This window comes from Klebsiella sp. 141198, assembly GCF_050600785.1.
GTDB lineage: Bacteria > Pseudomonadota > Gammaproteobacteria > Enterobacterales > Enterobacteriaceae > Klebsiella > Klebsiella aerogenes.
Map to the genome: position 1 here is coordinate 374,872 of NZ_JAQIRM010000006.1, position 15,761 is coordinate 390,632.

15 protein-coding genes and 1 pseudogene are annotated in these 15,761 nt (G+C 57.9%); 10 read left to right on the top strand and 6 right to left on the bottom strand.

All coding sequences use genetic code 11. The features are described from left to right. Positions 1–2: 2 nt before the first annotated feature. Together eefB and eefA are read right to left on the bottom strand one after the other, a co-directional pair. A complete protein-coding gene (gene eefB, locus PGR10_RS21265) occupies positions 3–3,110 on the bottom strand; it encodes a multidrug efflux RND transporter permease subunit EefB (protein WP_032713037.1) in 3,108 nt (1,035 codons plus the stop codon). Then, the gene (eefA, locus tag PGR10_RS21270; RefSeq protein ID WP_430924068.1) at positions 3,110–4,234 is read right to left on the bottom strand and encodes a multidrug efflux RND transporter periplasmic adaptor subunit EefA; all 1,125 of its coding nucleotides are present in this window, start codon (positions 4,232–4,234) and stop codon (positions 3,110–3,112) included. Before eefA ends, eefB begins: the two co-directional genes overlap by 1 nt. 288 nt (positions 4,235–4,522) lie before the next feature. Between eefA and PGR10_RS21275 the strand changes: the two genes are divergently transcribed. After that, on the top strand, positions 4,523–4,939 hold the full coding sequence (locus PGR10_RS21275) for a GNAT family N-acetyltransferase (RefSeq protein ID WP_113374075.1): 417 nt from the start codon (positions 4,523–4,525) through the stop codon (positions 4,937–4,939). A gap of 158 nt (positions 4,940–5,097) precedes the next feature. Here PGR10_RS21275 and PGR10_RS21280 read toward each other — a convergent pair whose 3' ends face one another. After that, complete coding sequence (locus tag PGR10_RS21280; RefSeq protein ID WP_045390522.1) at positions 5,098–5,745, bottom strand: TetR/AcrR family transcriptional regulator; 648 nt, start codon at positions 5,743–5,745, stop codon at positions 5,098–5,100. An 80-nt stretch (positions 5,746–5,825) separates the two neighbouring features. Between PGR10_RS21280 and PGR10_RS21285 the strand changes: the two genes are divergently transcribed. Further along, the gene (locus tag PGR10_RS21285; protein ID WP_015369093.1) at positions 5,826–7,319 is read left to right on the top strand and encodes an MDR family MFS transporter; all 1,494 of its coding nucleotides are present in this window, start codon (positions 5,826–5,828) and stop codon (positions 7,317–7,319) included. On the opposite strand, the gene PGR10_RS21290 is transcribed toward PGR10_RS21285, so the two are convergent. Next, complete coding sequence (locus PGR10_RS21290) at positions 7,316–8,287, bottom strand: LysR substrate-binding domain-containing protein (RefSeq protein ID WP_430924069.1); 972 nt, start codon at positions 8,285–8,287, stop codon at positions 7,316–7,318. The genes PGR10_RS21285 and PGR10_RS21290 overlap by 4 nt on opposite strands. A gap of 39 nt (positions 8,288–8,326) precedes the next feature. On the opposite strand from PGR10_RS21290, the gene PGR10_RS21295 reads away from it, so the two are divergent. Both PGR10_RS21295 and PGR10_RS21300 read left to right on the top strand, forming a co-directional pair. Further along, entirely contained in the window at positions 8,327–8,956 is a 630-nt protein-coding gene (locus tag PGR10_RS21295; protein WP_430924070.1) for a pyridoxamine 5'-phosphate oxidase family protein, read from the top strand. Beyond that, positions 8,956–9,426: a DUF1348 family protein gene (locus PGR10_RS21300; protein WP_046883272.1), complete on the top strand. Its 471-nt coding sequence runs from the start codon at positions 8,956–8,958 to the stop codon at positions 9,424–9,426. Before PGR10_RS21295 ends, PGR10_RS21300 begins: the two co-directional genes overlap by 1 nt. Before the next feature lie 19 nt (positions 9,427–9,445). Here PGR10_RS21300 and PGR10_RS21305 read toward each other — a convergent pair whose 3' ends face one another. Then, a complete protein-coding gene (locus PGR10_RS21305) occupies positions 9,446–9,982 on the bottom strand; it encodes a carboxymuconolactone decarboxylase family protein (protein WP_045362948.1) in 537 nt (178 codons plus the stop codon). A 116-nt stretch (positions 9,983–10,098) separates the two neighbouring features. On the opposite strand from PGR10_RS21305, the gene PGR10_RS21310 reads away from it, so the two are divergent. The 3 genes from PGR10_RS21310 (at position 10,099) to PGR10_RS21320 (ending at position 12,362) form a co-directional block, all read left to right on the top strand. Continuing rightward, the gene (locus tag PGR10_RS21310) at positions 10,099–11,004 is read left to right on the top strand and encodes an AraC family transcriptional regulator (protein ID WP_047047585.1); all 906 of its coding nucleotides are present in this window, start codon (positions 10,099–10,101) and stop codon (positions 11,002–11,004) included. 63 nt (positions 11,005–11,067) lie between these two features. Continuing rightward, entirely contained in the window at positions 11,068–11,970 is a 903-nt protein-coding gene (locus tag PGR10_RS21315) for an EamA family transporter (protein ID WP_045375196.1), read from the top strand. A gap of 101 nt (positions 11,971–12,071) precedes the next feature. Continuing rightward, a complete protein-coding gene (locus PGR10_RS21320; RefSeq protein WP_015369086.1) occupies positions 12,072–12,362 on the top strand; it encodes a YicS family protein in 291 nt (96 codons plus the stop codon). Between the two features lie 44 nt (positions 12,363–12,406). Here PGR10_RS21320 and PGR10_RS21325 read toward each other — a convergent pair whose 3' ends face one another. Next, positions 12,407–13,357: a LacI family DNA-binding transcriptional regulator gene (locus PGR10_RS21325; protein ID WP_020077647.1), complete on the bottom strand. Its 951-nt coding sequence runs from the start codon at positions 13,355–13,357 to the stop codon at positions 12,407–12,409. Positions 13,358–13,650: 293 nt separating this feature from the next. Here PGR10_RS21325 and PGR10_RS21330 point away from each other — a divergent pair, with 293 nt between their 5' ends. The 3 genes and pseudogenes from PGR10_RS21330 to PGR10_RS21340 form a co-directional block, all read left to right on the top strand. Continuing rightward, entirely contained in the window at positions 13,651–13,965 is a 315-nt protein-coding gene (locus PGR10_RS21330; RefSeq protein WP_015369080.1) for a PTS sugar transporter subunit IIB, read from the top strand. A gap of 11 nt (positions 13,966–13,976) precedes the next feature. Continuing rightward, positions 13,977–15,302 (top strand): PTS cellobiose transporter subunit IIC, encoded by a 1,326-nt coding sequence (locus PGR10_RS21335; protein WP_015703869.1) that lies wholly within the window; start codon positions 13,977–13,979, stop codon positions 15,300–15,302. 277 nt (positions 15,303–15,579) lie between these two features. Further along, a pseudogene (locus tag PGR10_RS21340) lies at positions 15,580–15,761 on the top strand (carbohydrate porin); the annotation flags it as partial.

Genomic DNA, 15,761 nt, shown 5'->3' on the forward strand with positions numbered 1-15,761 from the left:
ACTTACTCCTGAGAAGGACGTGGGCGGGTAAAGAGACGCTTCACCAGCACAAAGAACAGCGGGACGAAGAACACCGCCAGCAGCGTCGCCGTCAGGGTGCCGCCGATAATCCCGGTACCGATCGCCACGCGGCTGTTGGCCCCGGCGCCGGTAGCAATGGCCAGCGGCAGTACTCCGGCGATAAATGCCAGCGAGGTCATGACAATCGGGCGCAGACGGGTCTGCGCGGCGCGGATCGCCGCCCGCGAGAGCGAATAGCCCTCATCCACCGCGGATTCAGCGAATTCAACGATAAGAATGGCGTTCTTCGACGACAGGCCAATGGTCGTCAACAGCGCCACCTGGAAATAGACGTCGTTACTTAAGCCGCGCAGCGTGGCCGCCAGCGCCGCGCCAAGCAGGCCTAACGGGATGACCATGATCACCGAGAACGGCACCGACCAGCTTTCATACAGCGCCGCCAGGCACAGGAACACCACCAGAATCGAAATGGCGTACAGGCTCATCGCCTGGCCGCTGGCCAGTTTTTCCTGCAGCGAAATACCGCTCCATGCCCAGGTGGAACCCGCCGGCAGGCTATCGGCCAGTTTTTCCATTTTGTCCATTGCCGCCCCTGAGCTGAAGCCCGCGGCGTTTTCCCCCTGGATCTCAAAGGCGGCTGAGCCGTTGTAGCGTACCAGGCTTTCCGGGCCGTATTCCCAATGGGTGGTGGCGAACGCGGTGAACGGCGTCATGCTGTTATCGCTGCCGCGGACAAACCATTTACCAAGATCGGACGGCACGGCGCGCGCGTCGCTCTCGCCCTGGATATAGACCTTTTTCACCCGGCCGCGATCGATAAAGTCGTTGACGTACGTGCCGCCCCAGGCGCTGGAGAGCGTATCGGTCACGTCGCTGAGCGACAGCCCCAGCGAGACGGCTTTATTGTTATCGATATCCACCTGCAGCTGTGGCATTTGTGGCAGATCGTTGGCGCGAACCGATTGCAGTTCGCCGCTCTGATTGGCTGCGGCCAGCAGTTGGCTGCGCAGCTTCATCAGGCTATCGCGATCGGTACCCCCGCTGGCCATCAGCTCGAAAGTGAAGCCGTTACTTTGCCCAAGGCCGTCCACCGATGGCGGCGTCATGGCGAACAGGGTGGCGTCGCGGATCGCGCCCAGCTCTTTGTTGGCGCGCAGCGCAATGGCTTGCGCGGTATTTTCGTCGCCTTTGCGCTGCGACCAGTTTTTCAATGAGACGAAGGCCATTCCGGCATTCTGACCGCTGCCGCTGAAACTGAAGCCGTCGACGGTGAAGATAACCTCGGTATTGGCTTTCTCTTTGGTGAGGAACCAGTCGGTCACCTGACGGCGCACCTCGGCGGTACGCACCGCCGTCGCCCCGGCAGGCAAGGTGTACTGGACCATGATTTCGCCCTGATCCTCCACCGGCAGGAAGCTGCCCGGCAGTTTCCACATCGCCAGCGCCATCGCCCCGCAAATCAAGGCGTAAGCGCCCATCATCACCGCGCCGCGGCGTAGGCCGCCGAGTACGCGACGCTGGTAGCCATCTTCCGTACGCCCCCACAGGCGATTAAAGGCGCCGAAGAAGCCTTTGTCATGAGGTTTGGAGTGGCTTAGCAGCGCACCGCACAGCGCCGGAGTGAGAGTTAGCGCTACCACCACCGACAGCATCATCGCCGAGATGATCGTCACCGAGAACTGGCGATAGATTACCCCGGTCGAACCGCCGAAAAAGGCCATTGGCAGGAACACCGCCGACAGCACCAGGGCGATCGCCACCAGCGCGCCGGAGATTTCGCCCATCGATTTTTCGGTGGCTTCGCGGGCGGGCAGCCCTTCGTCGCGCATAATACGTTCGACGTTTTCCACCACCACAATGGCATCATCCACCAGCAGGCCGATCGCCAGCACCATGGCGAACAGCGTCAGGGTATTAATGGAGTAGCCGAACAGCGCCAGCACCCCGAAGGTGCCAAGTAACACGACCGGTACCGCTACCGCCGGAATGAGCGTCGCGCGGAAATTCTGCAGGAACAGATACATTACGCAGACCACGAGAATAATCGCTTCAAACAGCGTCTGGATCACGTCCTCGACCGAGATTTTGATGAACTCGGTGCTGTCTTTCGGGTAGGCGATATCGTAGCCCTGAGGCATCTGACGCTGGAATTCAGCGATTTTGCTTTTCACCAGCGTCGCGGTATCCAGCGCGTTGGCGCCGGGCGCCATCATTACCGCAATCCCGGCGGCGGGGTGGCCGTTCAGATTAGCGGTAGCGGTGTAATCCTCGCTGCCCATTTCCACCCGCGCGACATCGCTCAGGCGCACCACTGAACCGTCTGACTGGCTCTTTACAATGATCGCTTTGAACTGGTCAGGTGTTTGCAGCCGCGACTGCGCGCGCACGGTAGCGGTCAATTGCTGGGCATTGGACGACGGTAGCGCGCCGATTTTACCCGCGGAGACCTGCACGTTCTGCGCCTCAATCGCCGACTGTACGTCGGAAGGCATCAACGAGTAAGAGGCGAGTTTGGTCGGATCCATCCAGATGCGCATCGCGTATTCGGCGCCGAATACCTGCAGGCTGCCGACGCCCTCCACGCGCGCCAGCGGGTCCTGCATATTGCTGACCAGCCAATCGGAGATATCAGAACTGGTGGCGCGGTTGGTTTTGTCATACACCGCGAGGATTAACAGGAAACTGCTTTGCGATTTTTCTACCGTTACGCCAGATTGCTGTACTTCACTCGGCAGACGCGATTCCGCCTGCTGCACTTTGTTTTGTACCTGTACCTGAGCGGTATCCGGATCGGTTCCCTGCTCAAAGGTGACGGTAATACTCACCGTACCATCCGAACTGCTGGTGGAGGTGAAATAAAGTAAGTTATCCAGTCCGGTGAGCTGCTGCTCGATAACCTGGGTGACGCTGTTTTCCAGGGTTTCTGCGGAAGCTCCGGTATAGGTAGCGGATATTTTGACCGCCGGCGGGGCGACGTCCGGATATTGCCCCACCGGCAGCGTGCGGATCGCCAGCGCCCCGGCAAGCATGATAAGGATAGCGATCACCCAGGCAAAGACCGGGCGACGCACGAAGAAACGGGAGAACATCAGGCATTGCCTCCGTTATTTTTGACGGCAACGGCCTTCACCGCTTGTCCGGGGGACACTTTACCGGTGCCTTCGACAATCAGCTTGTCGCCCGCTTTCAGACCGCTCAGCACCAGCCATTTATCACCGTAGGTATCGCCGGTTTGCACGGTACGCTGCTCAACGTTGTTGTCGGCATCGACAACCAGCGCCGTGGCGTCGCCTTTGGCATCGCGGGTGATACCCTGCTGCGGCGCGAGGATCGCGTCGTTCATGATGCCTTCATCGATACGCGCGCGGACAAACATTCCCGGCAGCAGGACGTGCTGCGGGTTGGGGAAGATGGCGCGCAGGGTCACCGAGCCAGTGGATTCATCGACGGCGACTTCGGTGAGCGCCAGACGCCCTTTTTCGGGATAGGTACTGCCATCTTCAAGGGTTAACGTCACGCTGAGGGTATCGCTGTTGCTGGCCAGGCTCTGCCTGCGTAAACGCAGGAGATCGACACTGGATCGCGTCAGATCGACATACATGGTGTCGAGGCCGCGGATCGTCGCCAGCGCGGTATCCTGGTCTGCAGAGACCAGCGCTCCCGGCGTGACCGAGGAGATGCCGATGCGCCCGGCAATCGGCGCGGTGACGGTGGTCCAGTTCAGGTTGATGCGCGCGCTCTCGAGCGCCGCTTTTTTCGACTCCACGCTGGCCTTGTCCTGGGCGCAGGCGGAGGCAGCGTCGTCGGCATCCTGGCGAGAGACGCCGTTATCTCTGACCAACGACGCGTAGCGCTGGGCTTTCTGGCAATCAGAGACCACCAGCGCCTGCGCCTGCTTCAACGCGGCCGCCGCTTCGTTCCAGGCGGCGCGATAACTGGAGGGATCGATCTGGTAAAGGGCCTGCCCGGCCTTCACCATATCGCCTTCGGTAAACAGGCGCTTCTGAATGATACCGCCGACCTGCGGACGCACTTCGGCGCTGAGCGAGGCGGTCGTGCGGCCAGTCAGTTGACTGACAACCGGCACCGGCTGGGCTTGCAGCGTTACAATTCCCACCTCCGGCGTGGGTTGTTGCGGCGCAGTTGTCTGCGCATTATCGCATCCGCTCAGGAGAAATAATGCTGTTGCGATGGGGGCTATGATGTGTTTCATTTTATTTTCTCAAGATGTAAGACGTCCCCCCGTGAATTAAATCGCGAGGAAAAGATGGGCGCTGCGACATTTTCGTCTCAATGAAAATATCGAAATGGAGCGTAGATGTTCCTTAACACTATTATTATTGTGGGGATTCTCAGCCCGCCCTTTCGAAAATCATGGAAAGGTTATTTCGCTTACTTTGAACGACAAAATTAAGACAAAAAATAATGGAGAAAATAAGAATATTTTGTGAAAGTCAGTAGAGGAAAATATAACGATTGCCTGTGCAACTGGAGAAACTTAATGGCTCTAATAATTACAAAAAGCATTAATCCCGACGATCAACAAGAATTGCTGGCAGGCCTGCGTGAATACAATTCACGCTACCTCGACCCGACGCAGTTTGGCGATCTGGGCATTTACTCCCGCGATGAGCAAGCGGTGATGCGTGGCGGGCTTATCGCCAAACGCAAAGGCAACTGGCTGTGTATCGAATACTTGTGGGTGAGCGAAGAGATGCGCGGCAACGGCCTGGGCCGCGAGCTTATGCAGGAAGCGGAACAGCAGGCGCAGGCGTTGGGCTGCAGTCATTTGCTGGTCGATACCTTTAGCTTCCAGGCGCTGCCGTTTTATCAGAAATTAGGCTATCAGTTGCAGATGTCGCTGCCCGATTTCCCGCACGCGGGTATGCAACGCCACTATTTATCGAAAACGCTGTAACGATAACCCCGGATTGCGCTGCGCTTATCCGGGCTACCCGACTGTGCGATTTGGTAGCCCGGACAAGGCGCAACGCGCCGCCTCCGGGAAAATCCCTGCGCCAGGAGAGCCATAAGGCAGAAGCAGTATCAGCATCGGAATTAACACAAAATCACACCTTAACCGCCGACCCCGTGGCCCATTAACGCCAGCGCGTGGCTAACAATGGTCTGCCGGGTTACCGCCTGTAAACGCGGGTCGCTATGGATGCGCGAGAATGGCACCAGCACCAGGCTAATCACCGTGGTAAACAGCAGTTCCGGCGCCAGCGCCGGGTTAATTTTCCCCTCCTGCTGCCAGCGACGAACCGTCTCCAGCATCACCTGAAAACGCTCCTCGCCGAAGCGCGCATCCATGTGCTGGCGCAGCATCGGCATCTCGCCGATGATCTCCTGCATCCACAGCGGCGCGAACCAGGCATTTTGCTCCGCCATGTCCGCCAGCGTCTCAACCATCATCGTCAACGCCGTCACCGGATCCTGCGGATGGTCGACAAAAATGCGGCTGATATCGTTACGCAGCGGCATAAAGCGCTCTTCCAGCAAATTCTCAATCAGCGCTTCCCGCGACGTAAAATAGTAATTCAGCATCGCCGGCGTCACCCCGGCCTCTTTGGCAATGGCATTTAGCGACACGCGGGCCGCGCCGTGGCGAGCAAACAGCGCCAGGGCGATATCTATCAACTGCTCGCGGTTAGCGGTTCCCGGCTTTTTACCGCGTGGCCGACCGGGGCGGCGCGGCGCTTCATTAGCTTTTAGTGCTGGCATATGCTGGCGATCTCTTGACCCGATTCATCATTTCCCTAAATATTAATTATGCATTTAATTAATTTCAAGCGAGTGATGCAATGACATCTGAAGTCGCAAACCAACCGGCGCCCTCAATCCGCCTGCTGTTCAGCGCCCTGCTGCTGGTGATGCTACTGTCGGCGCTGGACCAGACCATTGTCTCCACCGCCTTGCCTACTATCGTTGGCGAGCTCGGCGGGCTGGATAAACTTTCGTGGGTGGTCACCGCCTATATCCTCAGCTCGACCATCGTGGTGCCGCTGTACGGTAAATTCGGCGATCTTTTCGGGCGCAAAATCGTGCTGCAGGTGGCGATCGTGCTGTTTCTTGCCGGTTCCGCGCTCTGCGGGCTTGCGCAAAACATGACGCAATTAGTACTGATGCGCGCGCTGCAGGGGCTCGGCGGCGGCGGCCTGATGGTGATCAGCATGGCGGCGGTCGCCGACGTTATCCCACCCGCCAACCGTGGGCGCTATCAGGGGCTGTTCGGCGGCGTCTTCGGCCTGGCGACGGTTATCGGCCCGCTGATCGGCGGTTTCCTGGTACAGCACGCCTCGTGGCGCTGGATTTTCTATATCAACCTGCCGCTGGGTCTGTTCGCGCTGCTGGTTATCGGCGCGGTATTCCACAGCAGCAACAAACGCAGCCAGCATCAGATTGACTGGCTGGGGGCGATTTACCTCAGCATGGCGCTGTTGTGCATCATCCTGTTTACCTCGGAAGGCGGCAGCGTCCATGCGTGGAATGACCCGCAGCTGTGGTGCATTCTGGCCTTCGGCATCGTGGGGATCATCGGTTTTATCTACGAAGAGCGGATTGCCGCCGAGCCGATTATTCCGCTGTCGCTGTTCCGCAACCGTAGCTTCCTGCTGTGCAGCCTGATTGGCTTTGTTATCGGCATGTCGCTGTTCGGTTCGGTCACTTTCCTGCCGCTCTATCTGCAGGTGGTGAAAGAGGCGACGCCAACCGAGGCCGGGTTACAGTTAATCCCGCTGATGGGCGGCCTGCTGCTGACCTCCATCATCAGCGGCCGGGTGATTAGCCACACCGGGAAATACCGGATTTTCCCGATTATCGGTACCCTGCTCGGCGTGACCGGCATGGTGCTGCTGACCCGCATCACCATTCATTCGCCGATGTGGCAGCTTTATCTGTTTACCGGCGTGCTCGGCGCGGGTCTGGGGCTGGTGATGCAGGTACTGGTGCTGGCGGTACAGAATGCGATGCCGGCGCAGATGTACGGTGTTGCCACTTCCGGCGTGACCCTGTTCCGCTCGATTGGCGGCTCCATCGGCGTGGCATTGTTCGGCGCGGTCTTTACCCATGTGCTGCAAAATAACCTGCAGAAACTGCTGCCTGAGGGCGCGGTGCTGCCGCCAGCCATGAATCCGGTGGCGGTACAGCATCTGCCAGCGGCGATCCGTCTCGATTATCTCGACGCCTTCGGCGCGGCGATCCATGCGGCATTCCTGATGGCGGCCTGCATTATGGCCGTCGCGTTTGTCCTTTCCTGGCTATTGAAGGAGGCGCCGCTGAAAACCGCGGCGCATTAAACGGCCCCGGCAATGCGTAGCAAGGACTGGCGCAGCGCCGGCGCGGCAAAATCGATAAATTTCCGCAGCTTAAGCGGAGCCAGCTCCCGCGCGATATATAACAAATGAACCGGCGCGGGCTCCGGCTCGACGCTTTCCAGCAGCAGACGCAGTTCCCCACAGCGCAGGCCATCCAGCGCCTGATAGTGCAGCAAGCGGGCCACCCCAACGCCCAGTCGGGCGGCATCGGCGGCGCTCTCCGGCGTGGTGACGGCCAACACCGGCGGCAGATTAATCAGCTGATCTTCCCGTTCAACGGCGCGAAAGCGCCAGCCACGATAGGGCATCGGCGATTCAATACGGATGATCGGCAACGCCGCCAGATCGCGCGGACGCTGCGGTTCGCCGTATTTCGCCAACAGCGCGGGATGGGCGCAGGCCACAATACGCATCGCGCCCAGCCGGGCCGCCACCATGCTGCTATCAGCCAGTTCACCAATCCGTACCGCCAGATCGATATGGTCGCCGACCAGATCGGCATTACTGTCGCTAAGTAACAAACGTACGCGAATTTGCGGATAACGGGAGATAAATTCACTAATGATTGGCAGAACGTGCTGGCGACCAAACATCGTCGGCGCGGAGATCACCAGCTCGCCCTTCGGCTCCTGGTATTCACCCGTTGCCCGGCGTTCGGCGTTTTCCACCTCTTCGAGGATCCGCCGCGCAGCGGCGACATAATCGACGCCGGCATCAGTGAGGGTGAGTTTACGGGTGGTGCGCGTCAATAAACGGACTCCCAGCGCGCTCTCCAGCTCGCCGATATTACGGCTCACGGTCGTTAGCGGTATATTCATCGCCCGCGCCGCCGCCGACATACTGCCCAGTTCAGTGACTTTCACCAGCAGCGCCATAGCGCTTAATCGGTCCATTATTCTCCCGTTATCTGGAAAGATGATTACCAGATAAGCAGTATTATCATTTTTCACAGCACAGTCCATGATAGCCCCCTACCTTCAGGAGGCGTTATGGCAGCAACCTTTCTCGATATCGCTATCACCCCGGATGTCATGGATGTACAACATGAAATGGGCAGCGACCAGCTGTGGCAAACGCCGCACAGCCGCCGTCAGGCGGATCGCTTCGGCGCCAGCGAAGAAGGGATGATCGCTACCCGCGACAGTTTTTATCTGGCGACGGTGTCGCAAAACGGCTGGCCCTACATTCAGCATCGCGGCGGCCCGCCGGGTTTTCTGCGCCTGCTGGATGACACCACGCTGGCCATGGCCGATTTCGGCGGTAATCGCCAGTACATTACCACCGGCAACCTGCGCGGCAGCGACCGGGCCTGCCTGTTTTTGATGGATTACCCGCGCCGTGCCAGGCTGAAGATCTACGCTACCGTCGAGGTGCTGGCGGCGGAAGAGCAGCCTGAGCTGCTGGCGTTAGTGACGCCGGCAAACTATCGCGCCCGCATCGAACGCCTGTTTCGTTTTCATCTGCAGGCTTTTGACTGGAACTGCCCGCAGCACATTACGCCGCGCTACAGCGCACAGCAGGTCGCGGAATACAGCCAGAGCCTGCAAGAGCGTATTCATGAACTGGAGCAGGAGAATCAGCGCCTGCAGCATCAATTATCCCCAAAAGGAGAGTCCTGATGAGCGAACAACGTCCCCCGTTACCGCCGTTCACCCGCGACAGCGCAGTGCAGAAGGTGCGCGCCGCAGAAGATGGCTGGAACAGCCGCGATGCGCAAAAAGTCGCGCTGGCTTATACCGTGGATAGCGAATGGCGCAACCGCAGCGAATTTGTCCACGGACGGGGGCAAATCGTGGAGTTTCTGCAGCGAAAATGGCGTAAAGAGCTGCAATACCGGCTGATTAAGGAGCTTTGGGCGTGGCAGGATAATCGCATCGCCGTACGCTTCGCCTACGAGTGGTGCGACGACAGCGGCAACTGGTTTCGTTCATACGGCAATGAAAACTGGCAGTTTGATGAGCACGGCCTAATGTCCACGCGCTACGCCTGCATCAACGATTTGCCGATCGCGGAAAGCGAGCGCCTGTTCCACTGGCCCCAGGGTCGCCGCCCTGACGATCATCCGGGGCTAAGCGAATTGGGACTGTAAACAGGCGCGCGACGACGGGTTAATCGGCTTTCGGGAAGTCCACTACCGTGTCGTTAACCCGGTTCACCATGTTGGTGAACAGGATGGCGCTGACGGCGCTGATGATCTCAATCACCTGCTGGTCGCTAAAACCGGCGTGACGCAGCGCGGCGACATCCGCTTCCGGCAGCGTACCGGTGGTGGTCACCAGGGTTTGGGCGAATTTCACCAGCGCGTCCAGGTGCGCATCTTCCGTATACTCGCCGCGGCGCAGGGCGTGGATTTGCTCGCCGCTGAAGCCCGCTTTTTTGGCCATCAGGGTATGGGCGGCCAGGCAGTAATCACAGCCGGTCGCTTCGCTGACCGATAAATTAATCGCTTCCAGCTCCTGCGCGCTAAGGCTGCTTTTATGCAGCATCGCGTTGTGCGCCAGCGCCTGCTGGAGCGCCGCCGGCGAGTGGCCGCCGATGGTCAGATAGGCATTCGGCACTTTACCCATCGCTTTTTTAATTCCGGCGAAAATATCGGCGGCTTTACCGGTGGCATCTTGTTCACGGATATCGGCTAAACGGCTCATGGTGTACTCCTGTTATTTGAGGGTATGTTGTGGCAATGGAGACATCTTAGTGGTCGGCGACGTGCTAGACTGGCGCTCTTCGTCTCATTTTTTTGTCTTATCGTCTCAGGAGTCGCATGGATAGTTTGAGCCATCTGTTGACGCTGCTGGCCCCGCGTTGCGAAGTGAATCTGCATTGCCGTTTCGGCGGCCGCTGGCAGGCCGGACACGATCAAATGCGAGCGGGCGTGGTGCCGTGGCACTTTGTGTTGCGCGGCGAAGGGCGCCTAACCGTCGGTCATCAAACCCGCCACATGCGCGCCGGCGACGTGATCCTGCTGCCGCACGGTTCGCCGCATCTGATGGAGAGCCTGGTGGAGTGGGGTCAGGTACTGCCCGTCGCCCACCGCTTTAACGGCACGCTGACGGAAGTCCGTACCGCCGTGGAAAGCGACGCGCTGGAGATGCTGTGCGGCGAGTTTTACTTCGGCCCGCACGTCAACTGGCTGTTCGCCGAAGAGTCGGCGCTGATCCATTTACATACCGATGAGCGCGAAGATTGCCCGGAACTGGATATTTTGCTTAACGTGCTGGTGCGCGAAAGCCTGGCGGAACATCCCGGCGGCAGCGCTATCGTACGCAGTCTTGGCGATACGCTGCTGGTACTGCTGTTACGTACCCTGCTCGGCGCGCAGGAGCCGCCGGGCGGCCTGTTGCGCCTGATGAGCGATACGCGGCTAATGCCGGCCGTTCTCGCGGTGCTGGCCGCGCCGGAACAGCCGTGGACTATCGAGAGCATGGCGGCGCGGGCGTTTTTATCGCGCGCCACCTTCGCCCGCCATTTTGCCCGCGTCTATCATCTGACGCCGCAGGCGTGGCTGTCGCAGCTGCGGATGGCGATGGCCGCTCGCCTGCTACATCTCGATCGCCAGGCGCGGCTGGAAGTGATTGCCGAACGCTGCGGTTTTCAATCACAGGCTTCATTTGCGAAAACCTTTAAAAAACACTACGGCATGACGCCGGGCGAGTGGCGTCGGCAGTAAAACACGCGCCGCGTCGCCGCCGTGCTATGATTCCTGCTTTGCGCTATTTCACGCGAGGGAAAAATGGGTTCCAGCAAAAGAGGGATGTTGAACGTATTGATCGCCGCCGTCCTGTGGGGCAGTTCCGGGGTCTGCGCGCAGTACATTATGCAGCAAAGTCAGATGTCATCGCCTTATCTGACCATGATCCGCCTGCTGTTCGCCGGGCTGATTTTGCTGATGCTCGCCTTCGTTCACGGCGACAAAATTTTCCGCGTCATGCAAAACCGCAAAGATGCCCTTAGCCTGCTGTTTTTCTCGCTGGTCGGCGCGTTAACCGTGCAGTACACCTTCCTGATGACCATCGAGAAGTCGAACGCCGCCACCGCCACGGTGCTACAGTTTTTATCGCCGACGATTATCGTCGCCTGGTTCGCGCTGGCGCGTAAGGCCCGGCCCAGTCCCTTTGTGCTGCTGGCGATTGGCACCTCGCTTGCCGGCACCTTCCTGCTGGTCACCCACGGCAACCCGACCTCGCTCTCCATCTCGCCGGCGGCGCTGTTCTGGGGGATCGCCTCAGCCTTCGCGGCGGCGTTTTATACCACCTATCCCTCAACGCTTATCGCCCGCTACGGCACGCTGCCGATCGTCGGCTGGAGCATGCTGATTGGCGGGGCGATGCTGTTGCCGTTTTATGGCAGCCAAAGCGCGAACTTTGTGGTGAACGGCCGTCTGCTGCTGGCGTTTTTCTATCTCGTGGTGATCGGTACCTCGCTGACCTTCAGCCTGTATCTCAACGGCGCCCAGCAGATTGGCGGCGCGAAAGCCGGGATCCTCAGCTGCGCCGAGCCGCTGAGCAGCGCCCTGCTCTCTCTCTTGCTGTTGGGTATTACCTTTACCCTGCCGGACTGGCTTGGGACGCTGTTGATTCTCTCTTCGGTCATTCTTATCGCGGTGGATTCCCGGCGGCGGGTACGCGCGGCGTAATAGCAATCGTCTGATTTTAAACAACAAAAAGTGTCTAACATTTGCGCAATTCACCTGCTGCGCATATAGTTGACTGAAGCGAAAAGTGAAGGAGAAGCGCCATGAAAGCGTGTTGGATGTTGTGTCTGGTTACTGCCCTTAGCGCCAGCGCGGCGTGGGCCGAATCGCCGCTGCAAAGCCTGCAGTTTGAGCAGCAAAAACAGCAGGTGTTGAAAGCGGTGAAGGAAAAATGCGCCCCGGCGAGCACCCTCAGCGATACCGATTTCGCCAATAAAATCCTCGCCTCGAAAGACAACCAGAGTTACGTTCGCGAAGCGACGCTGGCGAAAGAGCGCAATAATCAAAAAGGCTACCTGGCCGCCATTGATAAAATTCGCTGCCCGGAGAAATAACGGGCTGAATTATCAGGAAAACCGTTGCCTGCCGCGACGGTTTTTTATTTCCCCCAACGCTCGGGAATAATTAAGTCGCCGCGCAGCAGGCTGCCGCCGGGCTGCGGGCTTTTCCCGATCAGCCAGTTGACGATCCGCGAAGCCATCGCATCCATCGAATACTCAATCGCCGGGATGGTCGGAATACCCGGCATCTGCAGCGAACCCGCGAGACTGAAGACCATTACTTTTTCCGGCACCGCGCGGTTAAACGCCTGCAGCTGCGGCACTACCCGCTGCGCCTGCAGTTCATCGCTCACCAACAGCGCATTAAAGTTCAGGGTAGTGGCGTTATTCATCAACTCCTGCACCGCCACCGACGACGAGGCGCAGTCCAGGAAGACCAGGTTGCGATTAAACGGCAGGAAGTTCTTCTCCAGCGCATGCTTATAGCCCAGCAGCACCTGATCGGCAAAGCCGCTCCCCTGCGGATGGATCAGCGCAATCTGCCGCCGCCCCTGATTAATCAGATAATGACAGGCGGTTTCCGCGGCGAAGGCGTGATCAAACTGAATACTGTTCTCGCCATCGCTTTCCAGACAATCAATCAGCACCACATCGGGGCGCTCGATCTGCAGCGGAAAGCGCGCGCCGATGATCAGCACGTCATCGCACAGGCCACAGGTGAGTTCATCCAGCGCGCTTAATACGTCGCCGCGGTTATTGGCGAAGCGCAGCAGTAGATGCTTCTGATGCTGGCTGAGCTGTTTTTCCAGGGCGTAGAGATAGCTGGTGGTCTGATTGATGTTGTCCTGCGCGCAAATCACGCCGATACAGCCCGTCGACTGGCTCAGTAAGGATTGGGCAATCATATTGGGCCGGTAGTTCAGCGTTTCCGCCGCCTGAAGCACCGCCTGGCGGCTGGCCTCTTTTACCCCGCGCGAACCGCTCAGCACGCGCGAAACCGTGGCTTTCGATACCCCGGCTAACCGTGATACATCATTGATTGTCGACATCTTTTTTCCCCTGGCAGGTGCGGCTTAGCCCCTGTAACGCTGTGTCCTGAATCGCTTCAATTATAACCAGCGGCAGTATAGCCGTTTCCTTTTTTATTTGGAAACCGATTTTCCATTTCGGCAAAAAACCACGCCAAATCGACATTATTTTGTGAGCGAAATCTAATTAGTAAGGCCGCTAACGGTGAGTTATTGACCGCGCTCACAGTTCTGTTTTTTATAAATGGAAACCGGTTTCCGTCTGATATCAAATCATCCTCGCAATAACTTTTTACATATGAGGAAAGCCGTCGATGTACAAGATTATGCTGTGTTGCTCCGCCGGGATGTCCACCAGCCTGCTGGTGAGGAAAATGGTGGATGCCGCAAAGGAACGCGACCTGCCGGTGCAGATTGACGCCTATGGCGTTGCCGAATTTGATATGCAGTTTCCGCAATACCAGGTGGTGCTGCTTGGCCCCCAGGTCAAATACATGCTGAAAATGCTTAGCGAGAAAGCCGCTCCCCTGAATATTCCCGTCCAGCCTATCGATACGATGGATTACGGAATGCAGCGGGGAGATAACGTTCTGAATTATGCCCTGTCGCTGATCGCCGCGGCGCACTAAGAGGTGTTCAAATGAGTTCTCTGTATCAGTCGATGATTGCCGTGATCGAGCAGTCTATTACTCCGCTGGCAGGACGCCTTGGGCAACAGAAATATGTTATCGCCATCCGCGATGGCTTTACCGCCGCATTGCCGTTCATGATCATCGGCTCTTTCATGCTGGTATTTATCTTTCCGCCTTTCTCGCCGGAGACCACTAACGGCTTTGCCCGCGGCTGGCTGGATTTTTCCCAGCAGTACCGTGAACAGCTGATGCTGCCGTTTAACCTCAGCATGGGCGTGATGACCTTTTTTATCTCAGTCGGCATCGGCGCCAGCCTCGGACGCCAGTTCCAGCTCGATCCGGTCATGTCTGGCCTGCTGGCGTTTATGGCCTTCCTGCTGGTCGCCGCGCCCTATGCCGATGGCAAAATTTCTACTCAGTATTTATCCGGCCAGGGCATTTTCACCGCGCTGATCACTGCCATTTACTCCACCCGCGTTTACGCCTGGCTGAAGCAAAACAACGTGACCATTCGCCTGCCGAAAGAGGTGCCGACCGGCGTCGCCCGTTCGTTTGAGATCCTCATTCCGGTACTGGTGGTCATCGGTACTCTGCATCCGCTCAACCTGTTCATTGAGGCGCAAACCGGCATGATCCTGCCGCAGGCGATTATGCATCTGCTGGAACCGCTGGTCTCCGCCTCCGATTCGCTGCCGGCGATTCTGCTGTCGGTGCTGATGTGCCAGATTTTCTGGTTCGCCGGTATTCACGGCTCGCTTATCGTTACCGGCATTATGAACCCGTTCTGGATGGCCAACCTGTCGGCAAACCAGGCGGCACTGGCGGCCGGCGCGGCGCTGCCGCACGTTTACCTGCAGGGCTTCTGGGATCACTATTTGCTGATTGGCGGCGTCGGCTCGACCCTGCCGCTGGCCTTCCTGCTGCTGCGTAGCCGGGTCACGCATCTGCGGACTATCGGCAAAATGGGCATCGTGCCAAGCTTCTTCAACATCAACGAACCGATTCTGTTCGGCGCGCCGATCATCATGAACCCAATGATGTTTATTCCCTTCGTCTGCGTGCCGATGGTCAACGCGGTGCTGGCTTACGGCGCAACCCGCCTTGGCTGGTTGAGCCAGGTGGTGTCGCTGACGCCGTGGACGACGCCCGCGCCGATTGGCGCCTCGTGGGCGGCTAACTGGACCTTAAGCCCGGTGGTGATGTGCGTTATCTGCATGGTGATGTCGGCAGTGATTTATCTGCCATTCCTGCGCGCCTATGAGCGTTCATTAATAAAAAATGAAGTCGAAAAGGCGAAAAGCGTGGCACCAGTCGCCGGGGCCGTTAGCCAGTAATTCCTGTATTACCTGAAAATATGAATTTATGCGGAAAAGGGATTTTCGCCAAATAATCTGATTATAAACTCAATAACCTCAGGAAATATATTTTGAGAAAAAATTAATTCATCTGCATTTGTACTAGCCGTTAAATTTCGCCACTGAGAATAAGATATTTTTTCTCCGGCGTAGCTGTACCCTGAAAAAAACAAATCAGCTTATTTTGGTTATTTTTATTTTAACCAGAATGGGGCGGTTATTGTCTGCATATATTAATTATTAAAGTGAGATAACCATGAATACAGTTAAAAAGCTGCCATTGGCCATGGCGGTTATCGCCGCGCTGTGCCCAATTTCCGTACTGGCGCAGGAGTTTACCCAGGAGCAGATCGACGCCATCGTCGCGAAAGCCGTCGATAAAGCGCTGGCCGACCGCCAGGCGAAAATCGACGCCGCGGCCAATAAAAAGGTCGATGT

Bases quoted from the DNA above. Each gene is read 5' to 3' on its own strand.
- PGR10_RS21335 (WP_015703869.1), top strand. From the start codon at position 13,977: ATGAGTTCTCTGTATCAGTCGATGATTGCCGTGATCGAGCAGTCTATT.
- PGR10_RS21275 (WP_113374075.1), top strand. From the start codon at position 4,523: ATGGCTCTAATAATTACAAAAAGCATTAATCCCGACGATCAACAAGAA.
- PGR10_RS21295 (WP_430924070.1), top strand. From the start codon at position 8,327: ATGGCAGCAACCTTTCTCGATATCGCTATCACCCCGGATGTCATGGAT.
- PGR10_RS21300 (WP_046883272.1), top strand. From the start codon at position 8,956: ATGAGCGAACAACGTCCCCCGTTACCGCCGTTCACCCGCGACAGCGCA.
- PGR10_RS21285 (WP_015369093.1), top strand. From the start codon at position 5,826: ATGACATCTGAAGTCGCAAACCAACCGGCGCCCTCAATCCGCCTGCTG.
- PGR10_RS21330 (WP_015369080.1), top strand. From the start codon at position 13,651: ATGTACAAGATTATGCTGTGTTGCTCCGCCGGGATGTCCACCAGCCTG.
- eefA (WP_430924068.1), bottom strand. From the start codon at position 4,234: ATGAAACACATCATAGCCCCCATCGCAACAGCATTATTTCTCCTGAGC.
- PGR10_RS21310 (WP_047047585.1), top strand. From the start codon at position 10,099: ATGGATAGTTTGAGCCATCTGTTGACGCTGCTGGCCCCGCGTTGCGAA.
- PGR10_RS21280 (WP_045390522.1), bottom strand. From the start codon at position 5,745: ATGCCAGCACTAAAAGCTAATGAAGCGCCGCGCCGCCCCGGTCGGCCA.
- PGR10_RS21325 (WP_020077647.1), bottom strand. From the start codon at position 13,357: ATGTCGACAATCAATGATGTATCACGGTTAGCCGGGGTATCGAAAGCC.
- eefB (WP_032713037.1), bottom strand. From the start codon at position 3,110: ATGTTCTCCCGTTTCTTCGTGCGTCGCCCGGTCTTTGCCTGGGTGATC.
- PGR10_RS21315 (WP_045375196.1), top strand. From the start codon at position 11,068: ATGGGTTCCAGCAAAAGAGGGATGTTGAACGTATTGATCGCCGCCGTC.
- PGR10_RS21320 (WP_015369086.1), top strand. From the start codon at position 12,072: ATGAAAGCGTGTTGGATGTTGTGTCTGGTTACTGCCCTTAGCGCCAGC.
- PGR10_RS21305 (WP_045362948.1), bottom strand. From the start codon at position 9,982: ATGAGCCGTTTAGCCGATATCCGTGAACAAGATGCCACCGGTAAAGCC.